The organism is Vibrio sp. MMG023, assembly GCF_021654215.1.
GTDB lineage: Bacteria > Pseudomonadota > Gammaproteobacteria > Enterobacterales > Vibrionaceae > Vibrio > Vibrio jasicida.
This window is the reverse complement of record NZ_JAKFZP010000005.1, coordinates 404,707-421,129: the sequence shown is the minus strand read 5'-3', so window position 1 is coordinate 421,129 and position 16,423 is coordinate 404,707. Positions and strand designations below refer to the sequence as shown.

8 protein-coding genes are annotated in these 16,423 nt (G+C 42.1%); all 8 read left to right on the top strand.

The genetic code is table 11. The features are described 5' to 3' along the window. Positions 1 to 12: 12 nt before the first annotated feature. The 8 genes from L1076_RS18315 to L1076_RS27070 all read left to right on the top strand — a co-directional run bounded on the left by L1076_RS18315 (position 13) and on the right by L1076_RS27070 (position 16,309). Positions 13 to 1,047: a hypothetical protein gene (locus L1076_RS18315; protein ID WP_237304224.1), complete on the top strand. Its 1,035-nt coding sequence runs from the start codon at positions 13 to 15 to the stop codon at positions 1,045 to 1,047. A gap of 139 nt (positions 1,048 to 1,186) precedes the next feature. Then, positions 1,187 to 1,450 (top strand): hypothetical protein, encoded by a 264-nt coding sequence (locus L1076_RS18310; RefSeq protein WP_237304223.1) that lies wholly within the window; start codon positions 1,187 to 1,189, stop codon positions 1,448 to 1,450. A 181-nt stretch (positions 1,451 to 1,631) separates the two neighbouring features. Then, the gene (locus tag L1076_RS18305; RefSeq protein WP_237304222.1) at positions 1,632 to 4,391 is read left to right on the top strand and encodes a hypothetical protein; all 2,760 of its coding nucleotides are present in this window, start codon (positions 1,632 to 1,634) and stop codon (positions 4,389 to 4,391) included. A gap of 1 nt (position 4,392) precedes the next feature. Next, complete coding sequence (locus tag L1076_RS18300) at positions 4,393 to 5,112, top strand: OmpA family protein (protein WP_061008655.1); 720 nt, start codon at positions 4,393 to 4,395, stop codon at positions 5,110 to 5,112. Beyond that, the gene (locus L1076_RS18295; protein ID WP_237304221.1) at positions 5,109 to 6,251 is read left to right on the top strand and encodes an HNH endonuclease signature motif containing protein; all 1,143 of its coding nucleotides are present in this window, start codon (positions 5,109 to 5,111) and stop codon (positions 6,249 to 6,251) included. The genes L1076_RS18300 and L1076_RS18295 overlap by 4 nt, the downstream gene beginning before the upstream one ends. A gap of 183 nt (positions 6,252 to 6,434) precedes the next feature. Continuing rightward, positions 6,435 to 12,851, top strand: coding sequence for a DEAD/DEAH box helicase (locus L1076_RS18290; protein WP_237304220.1), 6,417 nt, complete (start codon positions 6,435 to 6,437; stop codon positions 12,849 to 12,851). Position 12,852: 1 nt separating this feature from the next. Beyond that, the gene (locus tag L1076_RS18285) at positions 12,853 to 14,988 is read left to right on the top strand and encodes a UvrD-helicase domain-containing protein (protein ID WP_237304219.1); all 2,136 of its coding nucleotides are present in this window, start codon (positions 12,853 to 12,855) and stop codon (positions 14,986 to 14,988) included. Positions 14,989 to 15,178: 190 nt separating this feature from the next. Continuing rightward, on the top strand, positions 15,179 to 16,309 hold the full coding sequence (locus L1076_RS27070) for a PcfJ domain-containing protein (protein WP_237304218.1): 1,131 nt from the start codon (positions 15,179 to 15,181) through the stop codon (positions 16,307 to 16,309). Positions 16,310 to 16,423 lie beyond the last annotated feature (114 nt).

The following is a 16,423-nucleotide window of genomic DNA, read 5'->3' as shown; positions in this document are numbered from 1 at the left end:
AAATTAAAGTTAATGAGCACGTTTGTTAAAGAATATAAGCATACCGGCAACTCTATTTTAGCGTATAAAAATGCTGTTGATTGCAGCAGTAAAACTAATAAGGAAATTGCTGACGGCGCATTTAAGTATTTTGATGAAGTGTATGAAGAATTGGAATTCTTTGTACCAGCTAAAAATAAAAGATCAGTACTTAAGAATGTAGGTAAAGCAATGGGGGCTATGGTTTCTCTTGGTGGCTCCTTTATGCTCGAACTGCATAATAAGCATTACACTGATATGTATGAGGCGATCTATAAGCCGGCTTTTGAGCGTATAAAAGCCATTGAAGCGTCTACAAACGAGAGCCTATCTTCTATTGGTGTTGATCTGAGTCGTTTGAAAAACACGCTTAAACCAGTAGAAAAGATTCTTAAGTCAAAATCGAATGTACGCTCAGTCCAGAAGCGAACTTTGAATCAATTTGATAGGTTCAACTCAGGTTTTAATACTTCGCTCAACGTTGGCTTTGGTGGTCTTGTTGGCGGCACGACCGCGCTTGGCGCGTGGGGGCTGGTTTCTTTGATTGGTTCTGCCTCTACAGGTACCGCAATCTCTTCGCTATCCGGTGTTGCTGCGACTAACGCAACGTTAGCTTGGTTTGGTGGCGGCTCACTCGCAACGGGGGGCGCAGGTATGGCAGGCGGCTTTTGGGTGCTTGGTGGGATCTTAGTCGCGCCGATGGTCTTCTTTTCTACTAGAAGCTCTTACAAGAAAGTCGAAAAAGTAAAAGAGCAGAAAGAGACGCTAATTCAAGAAGCAGACAAGTTGATCTGCTATACAACGGAAGCTTCTAATCAATTGATTGCTGCTAGAGAGCATGCTCTTCGTGTGAAGACGCTTGTGAATGAGTACGTACCGAATATTGAAAAAGAGCTCAATACATACAGAAACAATTGCTCATTTTTTAGAGAATTATTTGGTTTAAAAATGAAGCCAGAACAAGAGAAGTCATTCCATAGACTCAACTTACTCACTAATGAGTTATTAGAAAAGTTAGGAATGAACTGAAAAATCTCGCTTCTAGAATTTACAGAAGTGCAGAAAATAATAGTAAGTTGATAAATTCTTGTTTATTTCGTATTTACATAAAAGTGTATCAAATCATCCAGAACTTTAACTGGATTGGTGTTAGTTATTGGTGACGATAATGAAAGAAAAGTTAAGGCGTGTGTTTATAAAATTAAAGGTGTTTGTTATTAATAACTACCTTTCTATTTTTGGTTTATATTTGATTCTTGCTGGTGCCGCGATGATTTCTAAGGGGTATTGGATCAATGGTTATACCACAGAACCGGAACACCTTAGACTGGCTTTGAACGATGCGCTTCAAGAAGTCGCTGGAGCAATTATATTATTCTCTGGCGTGTTCAGTTTTGTAATGGATAGGCGATTCCGAAGAAAAAATAACTAAGATGACAGCATTACCGAAAATGCTCAATTTATTAACTTAAAGAACCCATAAGCTCAAACCAGAATAGACCAACGTTGGTACACTTCTGCGTTTGTGGTTAAATCCCGGCAGCCTATCTGCGTACTGATTTCAAACGGCGTTATGCCTGTTTTTTTAAACCTTACAATATATTGTCTTAATAATGAGTGAATATCTATCCGGCTTGATTGCCTCTGTATCTGCAAATGCATTTTCTGATCTGTTTATCTACATCATTGGTGCTGTTTTTGTCTTTAGTTTGTTCCTAGCTTTACTAGGGAAAGCAAATGGGTTTGTGAGTGGTGCTCCTAACCTAATGACATCACTAGGTATTCTGGGGACTTTTGCCGGTATTGTTGTCGGCTTGATGGAGTTCGACCCTCAAAACATTGATGGCAGTATTTCGTTACTATTATCAGGTTTAAAAACGGCGTTTTTGACCAGCTTGGTCGGTATGTGCGCCAATATTGCTTTTAAAGCCATTGAACCCTTTATTCCTGCTAAAAACGTGGTCGTAGAGGGGGTTGGTCCTGATGAAATATATTCAGTGATGGACCAACAACTGAAGGTTTCTCAGTCACTGGTTGATTCAATCCGAGGCGATGAAGAGTCTTCTTTAGCTTCACAAGTTCGTTTATTGCGAAGTGATGTGAACGATGGCAACAAGTTGGTTAAGAACGAGTTGTCTGAAATCAATGCCCACCATAAGAACACTGTTGAGAGTCTGTCACTGATGCACACGTCGCACTCTGCATTTAGTGAGCGATTATGGGATGAGATGGATAAATTTGGTGAGATGCTATCTAAATCTGCCACCGAACAGGTTATCAACGCACTAAAAGAAGTGATTGTCGATTTTAATAACAATTTGACAGAACAATTTGGTGAAAACTTCAAACGTCTTGATGACTCGGTGAAAAAATTGGTTGATTGGCAAGAAAATTATCGTCAACAACTCAAAGAAATGGCCCATACGTACCAGTTAGGTGTTGATGCGATCGCGTATACAGAAAAATCCGTTGCCCATATTAGCGAACGCACGGAAAGTATTCCTAAAACCATGGAAAAACTGCATGCCGTTATGGAACTTGGGCATGGACAAGTAACTGAGCTTGAACAGCGTTTGGATGCATTTAAGGAGCTACGTGATAAAGCCGTTGAGGCAATGCCAGAAATTCAACGACAGCTAGATGACACCATGACAGTGATCAGTAGTTCAGTTTCTGCTGCATCAAGTCATTATGAAACCATGCTTTCTGAATCGAAAGCGATGATCGACAGCTTTAGCGATGAGCATAAACTGGCTACTCAGCAGTTTACCGAGTCTACGGGGCAGGGTATCGATACAATGACTTCTGAGCTAAGTGTAGCATTGTCGAACATGAATGACTCAATTACCAAGACGATAGATGAATCGGGTAGCCAATTACTTTCTACCGTTGAAGGAAGTATGAGTAAAGTGACGACATCGGTCGAGTCTACATGTGCTTCATTTGACCAGCTTATAAACCAGACAAACGAGACAATCAGCGATTACACTGCCTCTGCTCAAGAAACGTTGAAAGCGGCAAATCAACATTTAGAAAGCGCAAAAGAAGAAACGCGTATGGCGATGGATGATTTTGCATCGGCGCATACAAGCGCGACGCAGCAGTTTTCAACGACTGCCGATGACAATATTCACAAGATCAATGTGGGCATAGAGAGTGCTGTTACTGAGTTCTCTACAAAAGTAAACGAGACAGTCGATGCTGTTGGCAAGTCACTCATTGAAAATACAGAAAACTCTCTGTCTCTGGTTTCTGTAGCCGTTCAGGCATCTTCAGAAACATGTGAAAAGTTGATTGCTGACACCAACGACACTATTGAACAACACGCGTCTTGCGTTCAACAGTTGCTGAGTTCAGCAAATGAACATATGGAAAAAGTGGGCGAAGAAAATCGCGTTGCTTTGGATAATTTTGCCTCTGCTCATACCAGCGCGACTCAGCATTTCACGACGACGACTTCTGACGGCATTCAATCCATCAATGATGGTATCGAATCTGCGGTTGGAATGTTCACGACTAAAGTGGCTGAAAGCGTCGATGCTGTTGGACACTCTTTAGTAGAGAGTACGGAGAGTGCGATGAACGATATTTACAATATGGTTGGAGAGTCAATAGAGACGTTTGAAAAAATGAACGAGTCTTCGCACTCACTTATTGACCAATATGGTAAAGACTTTAGTGAAGCGCTAGTACGCTATTCATCAACAGTGAAAGACAATTTGCAAACTATCAAATCTGAGTTGGATGCAAGTGCGGTTGCGATGTCTGACGAACTTAAACAAGGAGCTAGAGAGCTTGCTGGTTCGTTAGTTGAGAGTGCTGATGACATTAGTTGCCAAATGGGGGATGCATCCGCCCGTGTTCAATCGATGATTGAGTGCATCACCAATCAAACAACAGAAATACAAAATAGCCTACGTAGTGCGATGATTGATTTGAATGATAACGTGCGTGAAATGGTCAATGATGTTGCAACATCATCGGCCGATACCGTAGAAATTCTTGCAAAAAGTAACGAAGACTTAAGTCAAAGAACACAGCAAACACAACAACACATGGTCCAAGGAATCAAAGAGTTGCAAGATCGCCTTGAGGGGGTTCTAGAAGAAATCTTTGAAGCTCAGGTGCGTGAAGTGAAGCGAACATTTGAAAGCCTTGAGGAACAAGTGATTGATAGCGTTGCACAAACGGGCCAAGCGGTTGAGAAGCAAGTAGAAGTACTGGATCTTCAAATGCAGCAAGAGATTAACCGTGTCATTAATGAGATGGGACAAGGTCTTGCAACGGTAACTCAACAGTTCACTCGAGACTACGGAAAATTGACGAATGAAATGAAAACAGTTGTCGGCAGTGTAACTAAGTTGGCGAGCTAATATGAGCAATTTGTTTGGTAAAAGGTCGGCCTCTGCTGATGGAGGCGACCACTGGATGTCAGTATCAGACCTTATGGCAGGTTTGATGATGGTGTTCTTGTTTATCTCAGTGGCACTGATGCGAGATGCAATGAATGAACGAGACAAGATCAAAGAAGTCGCTGTTACGTATGAGAAAACACAGGAAGCCATTTACCTTGCTTTGGTCGAAGAGTTCTCTGAAGACCTTGAGAAGTGGGGTGCTGAAATTGAACGAAGTACTTTAAGTTTAAACTTTACCGCACCGGACGTTTTGTTCGCCAACGGGAAATCAGATTTAAGCAGTAAGTTTGAGGTCATACTGAGCGACTTTTTCCCGCGTTATTTGCAGGTATTGAATAAATATAAGCCGTCGATACAAGAAATAAAAATTGAAGGTCACACATCAAGCCGTTGGAACCATGATTCAACAGATTATGAGGCCTACTTTAACAATATGAACCTATCACAATCTCGCACAAGGGCTGTTTTAGGTTTTGTGATGAGCCTTGATTATGTTCGCAATGACCACTTTAACTACTCTTGGGTTAAACAGTATGTGGCAGCCGTTGGTTATTCTTCTTCGAAGGTTATTAAAAATAAATATGGTGTAGAACTTGCCCAGCGGTCTAGGCGTGTTTCGTTCCGCGTAATAACCAATGCCGAAGAGCAAATTCGTAAAATTTTAGGGGGAGAGGAATGAAGCTCTCCTTTGATATGGAAGCGTTACGTGCAGCCATTGAGCTTATGCCTCCTGATAAGCCTGGACAGTTCAACCTACAATACACGCCAACTAATATCGACCCAATTGATATTGAACTGGGTGAAGGTAAGGTTGTAGAGCTTAAGGATGTCGATACTGATTCTGGCCTCCTTAGTTACAAAGGCCGTCAGGTACTACTTTATATACAAGATGTGGGCACTTCGGTTACTGCTGCGTTGAATAACCCAGAAAAAAGTGGCCCTAAATACCATGTAGCGGATTGTGCTAAGTTGAAGGGTATGAGGACCCAAGGCCTGTTTGAGCGATACGTGGTGACCAACGATGTGAGCGGTGAGTTTTTGATTACAGGGACAAACTATATCGATGGTAGGGATATAGAAGGGAAAGCGAAACTAAAAGTATGTAAGTCTTGCATCAGAGCCCTTAACTATCAGGGCTACGGGACTGGCGATAGGGTACGCAAAGAAGCTGTTTTCAATGGATTTGATATGGCGCGCTTCTTCTCCACGTATAGTTCGGTGTTTCCTCATATTCCAAAAAGACAGTCTGGAGATACCCGTAATGATCATACCGACGATTGGGAGAAGCTTTCGAGGAGCTACAAACAAGAGAAAAAGTACTGTTGTGAGAAGTGTCAAGTTGATTTGAACAAGCATAAACTCAAGTACAATGTTCATCATGTTAACGGTATTAAATATGATAACTCACCATCGAATTTAATAGGTTTATGTGCTGACTGTTTGAGTAAAGAAAAAACAGCTAAAGAAGCTTATGTCATGCATGACGTTCGGCAGTTAATCGCTACGCTTCGTAGAGAGCAGGGCTTGACCAATGACCTTGGCAGTTGGGACGACGTCTTTGAAATGACGGACCCAGCTGTACACGGTGTGTTGCATCATTGTCAAAAGGCGAGAGTGAAAATGCCTGAGCCTGGCTATGACGTTCAAAACGCGAACCAAGAGATTGTTTCGATGCTCGAGTTAGCATGGCCTAGTCGTAAATTTGGTGTTGGCATTGCGTCTCGAGACCTTGCAGTCGCGAATGAAAATGGTTGGTATGCCATTAGCGTTCACGAGTTTTTGAGCGATACCAAAAAAGCATTTACTTGCATAGGATAGTATATCAGGCCTCATTAAGAGGCCTTTGTTGCTTTATGGCCATACGCTCAACAAGGATTGATTCAGATTTGAACAGAATTGGCTAAAAAACTAAGTAGAAAGTTGAGTTAACAAATTATTAGGCTGTTTTATCGATGCATTTAGCAATAAAATTAGCGGGTTAGTTAGGATTGGGAAAAACACATGCTGCCATCAGTCGTTAGTGAGCAAGTAGTTAAAACATTAAGAAAGTACGTTAAATCAGCATTTAACATGAATAGTCCTTGTTTTGAGAGTGAGAGCTATTCGATGATGGAGTCTTTCTTACAAGATAAAGAGAACTTAGTTAAAGGGCCGTATTTATCTATTCAATTGCCTTTTAGGCAAAGTGAACTGTCATTAGACTATTTTGACCATCTTTCTCTTCCATTCACTCCATACGCGCACCAGGCTATTGCGTATCAAAGGTTATCATCTGAAAGCCCACTATCGACGTTGGTAGCAACAGGGACAGGCTCAGGCAAAACTGAGTGTTTCCTTTATCCGTTATTGAACTTTTGTGCTGGTCAGCAGAACAAAGGGGTAAAGGCAATCGTCATTTATCCGATGAACGCGCTAGCGACGGATCAGGCGAAACGCTTTGCTTCTACGATATACAAAGATGAACGCTTAAAAGGCAAGGTTAACGTTGGTTTATTTGTTGGTGGAGAGCAAGCCGATACTGCTTCGACCAACATGGGGCCAAATGAAGTTATTACGTGTAAACACCATTTAAGAAAGAATCCACCTGATATTTTGTTAACCAACTATAAGATGTTGGACTATTTGTTGATGAGGCCAGAAGACCAGACTCTTTGGCAACATAATGAACCTGGCACTTTAAAATATTTGGTTGTTGATGAGTTACATACTTTTGATGGAGCCCAAGGCTCGGACCTTGCCTGTTTGGTGCGTCGATTAAAGTATCATCTGTCTGTTGACGATCAAGGTTTTGCATGTGTTGGCACTTCTGCAACTGTAGGTGATGATGTGAGCGCGCTACTCGAGTATGCGGGCAGTATTTTTGACTCTCAGTTCGAAGAAAGTTCTGTAGTCAAAGAGGATAGATATCGCTACGAGGAATACTTAAAAGACGCATCGGTTAAATATTTTACTTATCCTAGCTTCGGTGAATTTGAAAAACTCGATTCAGCGGTGTATTCCTCAGAAGTTGAGTATATCAATGCCCAATTAGCGTTATGGTTTCCAGAAAACTCAATTTTGTTGCCTATTGATATCGATAGTGATGCTGGTCGAGCCACTCGAATTGAATTGGGGCTAGCGATTTTATCACATCGCTTTTTTCATTCTTTGCTCCAGATGATTAACGGAAAGATTGCTTCCTTTAAAACACTGTCCGCAGACATGAGTTCTGTCTTTTCAATCTCAGAAGAGGAAGCTGGTCGGGTAATTCAAAGCTTTTGCTCTTTAATATCAATTGCCAGAAACTCCGTCGAAGAAACATCAGAAAAGCAAAAACAAAGAGTGCAAGAGGGTAAACCACGACCTGTACTGCCATTTCTACAAGTACGTCACCAACTTTGGTTTCGTGAACTTCGACGTCTTGTTGCTAGCGTCAATCCTGAGCCACGCCTGAATTTTGGGGACGACGTCTCTGATGATATGTTGGACAAATATCTCCCCGTCATTAATTGCCGTGATTGTCATGCAACAGGCTGGGGTAGCTTTGTCAAAGGTCAAGTAGAGCAGCTGGAAAACCAGATTGATGTATTTTATCGATTGTTCTTTGGGGCGAACCATAGTATTCGAGTCGCGTTCCCGCTTGAAGATAACGATGACACTCCTGGCAAAGGTGTCATAAGGCGTATCTGTACAAAGTGTTTATCGTTAAATAGTGATGGTCAGACTGCTGGATGTAAGTCTTGTGATCACTCTGAGTTAGTCAGGGTTTTCCTACCGGATCAAATTAAGATTAGTGAGAAAAAAGGACCGCATTTTAGTAATGACTGTCCTTATTGCCAGAGCAAAAATGGCCTATCAATTGTGGGTGCTCAATCTGCAACATTGTCTGCTGTTGCTATTAATCAGATATATAGCAGCCGTTATAACGAAAACAAGAAGCTGATAACTTTTTCTGACTCGGTGCAGGACGCTGCTCATCGAGCGGGGTTCTTTTCATCTCGAACATGGCCACTAATGATGCGTGGCCATATGGGCATGGTGGCCAAATCTACTGAAGGCATGAATCTGTATGATTTTGCAAGAGAAGTCATCGATGTGGCGAAAAAGAGCTGTGGCACAACGGAATCATTTGCCGCAACTTTTATTGCGCCTAATATGGAATGGCTCAACGACTATCGAGAGATGGTAGAAAGTGGCGAGCCCTTGCCAGTGAATAGTGCTTTACCAACGCTTGTCGAGAAACGTTTAAGTTGGGAAGTATTTAGTGAGTTTGGTCTTAGGGCTTCAATTGGTCGCACGCTCGAGAGAACGGGTGAATATACAATTGATGTCTGTGATGAGGCTTTAATTGGGCTAACTTCTCGATTACATACAGCATTGATGGACGAATTGGGCTCTGAAATTCAAGGTGTTAACGATACCGATGTTCTTCATTTCTGTTTAGGTTTACTACATCGTATGCGTAACAGAGGAGCGATTGTTCATGAGTCATTGACCCGTTATATCGCTGATGGAGGTGAAACGTACTACCTGACTAAAATTGATAAACAAACTTCAAAATACATGCCGAACTGGGGTAATAAAACTCGAACCCCGGCATTCCTGACTTTTGAAAAGAACAAGCGTTTTGACCAGGTCATTGCCACAAAGTCTAAACATACTTGGCACCAAAATTGGGTCATTAAGTGCTTTGGCAAACATGACAACATCATGATTGCGAATCACACTCAAACCATTTATCGATTGACGCTGGAGACTTTGAGGAGAGGCGGCATCCTCCAAGAACTTGATGTTAAAAGTTATAAGGCTTGGGGTATTGACTCTACCGCGCTGAAAATCACTTCAGTAGTTGCAGCTCTCGGTTGTGATCATTGCTGTGAACAGTTAATTGTTCCTGAGGCTGCATTAGGCTATTGGAAAGGTAAGGCATGTGTCAGAGAATCCTGTCAGGGTCATTTCACTGTTGATAAACAGTTACCAGAAAAAGAATGGTCACATTCGCAAGTTTGCCGAGTCAATGCTGCAGAGCATACTGGCTTGCTAGAGCGTACAGTGAGAGAGCAAACCGAAAATGCCTTTATTAACGATGGTAAAGCATGGTCGGTAAACTTGTTGTCAGCGACTCCAACTCTCGAAATGGGTATTGATATTGGTGATCTTTCGTCAGTATTGCTTTGCTCTGTGCCGCCTGCTCAAGCTAACTACTTACAACGAATTGGACGTGCTGGTCGTAAGGATGGTAACGCGTTTAACATGACTGTTGCAGAAGGTAACGCGCACGATCTGTTTTATTTTGAAGAGCCTGTTGAAATGATGGCGGGTAGCGTTAGTGCCCCTGGCGTTTTCTTAGATGCTTCAGCCATTCTTGAGCGACAGCTCACCGCTTTCTGTATGGATCGCTGGATTAAGACCGGTATTGATAGTAGTCAAATTTGCAAACGCGTTAAACAGATGTTGGATGCAACTGAAGCGGGCTTGAGAGACCAGTACCCTTATAACTTCCTCTCTTTTGTTGACAGTCATAAGGAGACTTTGTTTGAACAGTTTACTCAAGTCTTTCACTCTCTATCTCCATCATCATATGAAAAGTTAAAGTCTTTCATTTTAGGATCGGATATTGAATATGGATTAGCACCAAAGATACAAGAGTCTTTGGAGATGTTAGTTAAAGATCGCAAGTCGTTGAAGAGTCGTGCGGAAAAACTAAAACGAAGTATTGATAAACTTAAATCCTCTCCGGTTAAAGATCAAAACTACCAAAATGATTTGAACGAATTAGAGAATGAACGTAATGCTCTCTTGGCTTTACTTAGAGAGATTAACAGTAAAAATACCCTTAACTTCATGACAGATGAAGGGTTGTTACCGAATTATGCATTCCCAGAAGCTGGTATCACGTTGCGTTCTGTTCTTTGGCGCAAGAAAGACACCGTCGAGGTTGAAGATGGTAAAAGTCAGTATGTTACTTCAACATTTGAGTACGAACGACCAGCAGCGGCAGCAATTTCTGAGTTAGCGCCAACCAATCATTTTTATGCCGGTGGGCATAAGGTTGAAATTGAACAAATCGACATGAAGGTCTCTGAGCCTGAAACATGGCGAGTTTGTAGTCACTGCAACCACAGTGAGCTTTTAGAGAGCGACCAGTATTCAGCGTGCCCTAAGTGTGGACACCCTGGGTGGGCTGACGCAGAACAAAAGTTGCGCATGCTGAAACTCCGACAAGTCTATGCTCGTTCTAGCGTCCGAGATTCAAAAATTACAGATGATGCAGATACAAGGACGCCAGCTTTTTTTCAGAGACAAATGCTTGTTTCCTTTAAGCCGGAAGACGTTGAGTTCGCGTATCAAGTACAAAACAAATCCATCCCATTTGGCTTTGAGTACATACGTAGAGTTTCTATGCGTGACATTAACTTCGGCAGCTCAGTTGAAGAAGCGAATGAATTTAGTGTTGCGGGTGAGAAGAAAAAGAAGACGGGCTTTAAAGTGTGTTCTGACTGTGGTTTTGTTCAAAAGAGCAAGGGACCAGAAGCTCACGATATAAGCTGCAAATACCGTGGAACGGTGATGGAAGCAAAGTATGAAGACTTCCTGTTTCTCTATCGCCAGCTTGAATCTGAAGCGATACGCATTCTTTTGCCCGTTAGCGGCTATGGTAATGGACAAGTGACGGAAGCCTCATTAAGCGCGGCTCTGCAATTGGGCATGAAACGTTACTTTAAAGGTAGTGTCGATCATATTAAAGGCATCATTTATCGAGAGCCTGAAGATTCGGGAGAGAGCTACAGACACTATCTAGTGGTTTATGACTCTGTTCCAGGAGGTACGGGGGCGCTGAAAGAGCTAATGCAAGAGCCAGAAAACTTACTTCTTCTTTTGAAAGAAGCGTTATCGGTGATAGAAAATTGTGGCTGTGCGTCTGAAGGTAAGGATGGATGTTATAAATGTGTTTATGCGTACCGTGACCGAGGAAAAATGCGGTCAATATCGCGTGAGCACGCGAGAAGTTTGTTAAGGTCGATACTTGATGATGAAAGTGCATTAACGCAAGTTAAGTCTCTCTCTGATATCTCACTAAACAAGATGCTGGAGTCAGAACTTGAAAGGCTCTTCGTAGATACGCTTCAACAAACCGTGTCTGAATTTGTTGTCACGAAAGAGTACGCACGAGGGAAGGCTGCTTGGATTGTGTCATCCAAACTTAACAATAAATCGTCTTGGCAATTAGTCCCTCAAGTGAGTCTTGGGGACAAAGATGGGGTTTGTATTGATACACGCCCTGACTTTGTTTTGTATCCATCTTCAGAATTAAAGAATGTGAAGCCAATCGCTGTATATTTGGATGGTTTTGCACACCACTATAATATTGTTTCTGATGATGTTGAGAAACGAAATGCAGTATTAGATAGTGGAAAGTACAATGTCTGGACTCTTTATTGGAATGATCTGGCAAAACAAGACGCGAAACATGTGCGAGAGGTCATAGGCATAAGTCGACAGGATGTTGCAGCGAAAGACAGTAAGGCGCATTACAAGCAGTTTTTAAGTACAAATTATCAGACATTGAGAGATTCTTATGAGAATCAAAATAGCTTTTCTCTTTTGAAACGCTATCTTCACGATCCGCTTGAAATGTCAATGACTTATCAGCAGGCCATGTTTGCAAGCAGTTTTTATTGGCTCTCGATTTCTGCATCGAAAGATCTGGCTAGAAAAAACAAGTTTGAATACGAAATGCGAGAAAACGCGGAGCCGAGTAGGTTGCCCGATCTGTGCTTGGAAGGCCCTTATTTCTTTGGCGGGCTTTTGGATTCACTTGGCACATCCCAACGAAGTATTGAACTCGCCGCTGTTATGCCAGCTGAAGTTTACGTCAACGTTGTTGCAGGGAAAGTTCGCGGTCAGTGCCCTTATGATTATGCTGAAGCTTTGACACGTTTACACGCATGTTTTGATGACCGATTCCCAGAGGATGATGGTTATGAGCAAGCATTGTATGGGTACTGGCGATTAGTAAACCTTGGGCAATTTTTGAGTGATTTCTCATTTACTTCGCACAAATTGCTTGTGCAAGGCAGCACCAGTTCAGCGGTGAAAGGTGGAGATACAGAAGTTTCGATTGATGCTAGAACAGAGGTTGTAATCACGGATGATTGGGCTGAGCTAATCGAACTAGAGGTTATTAGTGAGACAGTAGTTATTGCAATGTTGGAGCTTGAGATCCAAATTCCAGAAGTCGGTTTTGCTCTCGTCGGTGCTGAAGGTGAGATAGTTGCCGAAGCTGAATTAGCATGGGCTGATTACAAAATCGCACTTTTACTTCCCGATATGGAAAGCGATAAAAAGTTATTTGTTGAGAAGGGCTGGAAAGTAGTCGTTGGTGACTTAACTGATCAGGCTTTAAAAGAACTAAAACAATATATGGGTAATGATTAACATGACTGCAGTTGAAATGCCAAAAGTTGCTATCGCGGGAGACTTCTTGATGTCTTTTGCAAAAATTCCTAAGCAACAGCAGAAGAAAGTTCAAGAATTTATCAGTAAGTTCCGCCAAAACCCAATGAGTAGCGGTATTAACTATGAAAAGATTCGCGATGCTAAAAGTTCTAATGTGCATTCTGTACGGATAGATCAAACTTATCGCGGCATAGTGTTGAAGCCAGAAAAAGGCAACATCTATATGCTTATGTGGGTAGCTCACCACGATGATGCTTATGATTGGGCTCGCCGTCATGATTGTTTGATCCACCCATCTACAGGGGCAATTCAAATCGTAGAGGTTAGCAACGTCGTTGAGGAACCTAGAGTTGATACATTAGAGTCTCGTATCCAAAAAGCACTCTTTAATGATTTCTCCCGAGAGCAAATTCTTGCCCTGGGTATTCCGAGTGATTTTATTGATGCTGTAATGGCAGTGTGTTCTGAAAAAGATCTCGAGTTACTTGAGAAAAAACTACCGGCAGAATCTTATGAGCCTTTATATCTGCTTGCTGCGGGTGAGGATTATGAGGATCTTTTAGCTACTTACAATGAATCCCATGGTGAAACCGTCGATGTTACGGACTTTAACGCTGCTTTAGAGAGAGCTTCTTCTCAGCGTAACTTCCGAATGGTTACTGATGATTTAGAGCTACAAAAAATGTTGAACGCTCCACTCGAAAAGTGGCGAGTATTTTTACACCCAAGCCAGAGAGTTCTTGTTACACGAAAGGCGAAAGGGCCTACACGTGTTCTAGGTGGGGCAGGCACGGGCAAAACCGTGGTTGCAATGCATAGAGCAGTTCATTTGGCTGAACAACTTTCTACAAGTAAGTCTTCATCAAAGGTGTTGTTTACGACGTTCACAAGGAACTTGGCGTCAGATATTAAAGCCAATCTCAAAAAAATTGCTAGTGAGGATCAACTAGCAAGAATTGAAGTCTCCAACATCGATGGTTGGATTTCTCGGTTTTTGAAGCGATTTAATTACGACTACAAAGTTGTTTATGACAATGACAAAGAGCGCAAACTTTGTTGGGATTACGCTATTGATTTAGCGCCCTCTGAGCCATATTTCCCAGAGTCTTTTTATGAAGAAGAGTGGCGACATGTGGTTCAACCGAATGGTGTAAAAGCTAAGTCGGAGTATTTTAGTGTGAGCCGTGTCGGCAGGGGAACACCTCTGAGTCGGATTCAACGAGCGAAAATTTGGCCGGTCTTTGAAGAGTTTCGTAATCAAATGAATCGTAAACGGTTACGAGATATAAACGAGGCAATGCTTGATGCTATTGAAATTATCAAAGAGCAAAAAATTACGCTGCCTTATTCATCGATTATTGTCGATGAGGCTCAGGATATGGGGAGCCAAGCGTTTTCACTATTGCGAGCAATTGTCCCTGAACAAGAAAATGATATGTTTATTGTTGGTGATGGCCATCAACGAATCTACCGTAACAAAGTCGTATTAGGGCGATGTGGAATCAATGTACGTGGACGTCGATCTCAAAAGTTGAAAATCAATTATCGTACCACTGAGGAAACAAGACGTTTTGCCACTTCAATTTTAAATAATGTCCAAGTTGATAACCTGGATGGCGAATTGGATAGATCATCAGATTACTTGTCCCTATTCCACGGAGAGATGCCAGTCGTTAAAGTACTGCCATCATTTGATGAAGAGGTATCGTTCCTTAAGCAACAGCTTGATATGTTGTTGGCAAATGATGTGCTTTTGAAAGATGTTTGTTTAGTTGGCAGGACTAACTTTGTCAGGGACAGCTACGCTAAGTCTTTAAATGAATTGGGTATCCAAACTCACGCATTATCTGCAGACAGTGCTGACAGCGATAAAGAAGGGCTTCGTGTTGCAACTATGCACCGTGTCAAAGGTTTGGAATTTAAGTATATTTTGATTGCAGGGGTAAACAAGGACGTAATTCCTCTCAAACAAGTGCTAACAGAAGATCCAGTAGAGAAGCGAGACTACGATTTTAATGAAAGAGCGCTTCTTCATGTTGCCGCGACGCGAGCAATTAAAGGGCTTTATGTGACGGCATCTAACAACCCTAGCCCTTATCTTGCAGATTTTGTCTAAGAGTTAATTCAATTTAACTTTATCGCCGTTCATATCGTATCGAAACTATGAATTGATTGACGGTGTTTTCCGAAAATAGAGCATGGTTACGACTGTACCCATGCTCTAGTTCGTAAGCTTACAAACCTCCCTGATTGACGCATTAGATCTATACTGAGGACTGGTTTTTACATTTCATTCTGGTTTTATAGTGAATAACGCAACGATTACGCTACCAACGACAATGTTAGGGTTCAATTACGATATTGAGTTGGAACATTGGCAGAAAAACCTACATGGTTACCGAGTATTCTCTGATGGGAAAAAGGTACTGCTCGATGGGGGGCTAGGAATAAGCCTGAATTTACTGTTTGGGGACAACCAGTACGAAACTTGGCTTGATGGTATTCCTCAACACTATCTAACAGCCTCTAGTGCTTTTGCTGAATACCAGTATCAAATGCTTTGGTTGGCGGCAAATTGCTTTGAAGCGGCGCAGTTGTTAGAGGGTCGCCCGATATTATTGGCATTGATATGCGCCAAGTACAGTGTTGATAACGATGCTGCGCTTGAACTTGCTAAGCAAGGGCAACGAGAAATTTTAGCTCAGCTTGGCTTGGATTCATCTAAAGCAGTATTGAAGTTCATCGACAAGCTGGCACTTGATTTTGAGTATTCTAGTGAGTTGAAGCATGTACTCAAGCAACTGGACGCTAACTTTTCCCGGTTCAAGGTTTTTAGTCACTACAAAGCGGTCACCTATAGTGCGCTTTTACTAGACCATAGCCACCCATTTCTTACCGGAACGAATCTAGGGCGTTCAATAGCAGAACAGCGCCAGAGCGTATACAGAAATATGATGGCGTATATGAGCGATACTTTGCGCCTAGGGAATGCAATAGGCATTAACGATCCAGTTCGTCATGTTGAGAGGCTGAGCAGCGTAGAAGATTTGATTGAGTTACATGATGCTTGGGTTGCTCGACAAATAGATCTTCGCTTTGAAGCAATGAAGCCTGAGAGAACGGAAGTTCCATACCCTAAATGTTTAGCTGATGGATACGGTATTTCACAAATCGTCGATTTTGAAGATTTATGTGCAGAAGCTAAAGAGCAACTTCATTGCATTGCGGTATACCACAACCGAATTGCAGCGGGTCATTACGCCGCATTTCGTATGGAGTATCCAGAGCGAATGACCATTGGCGTAAGCATAAACCCTAAGAAAGCGTACCCTTATGAGGTTCAACAGATAGCGGGATATAAGAACGCCGTACCAAGCGAAGAAACACGGAGTGTAGTTCACGAGTGGTTCGATGCTTGTAAGCAACTGAATTGTTGATTAAGAATCATACGACGGTCTTTAATTTCTATATTCAATCGACCAAGTAAAACTTATCTTCGCAACTTAATATAATGCGACCAGTTTGGGTTTCCTATGAGGAGACTGTACTGT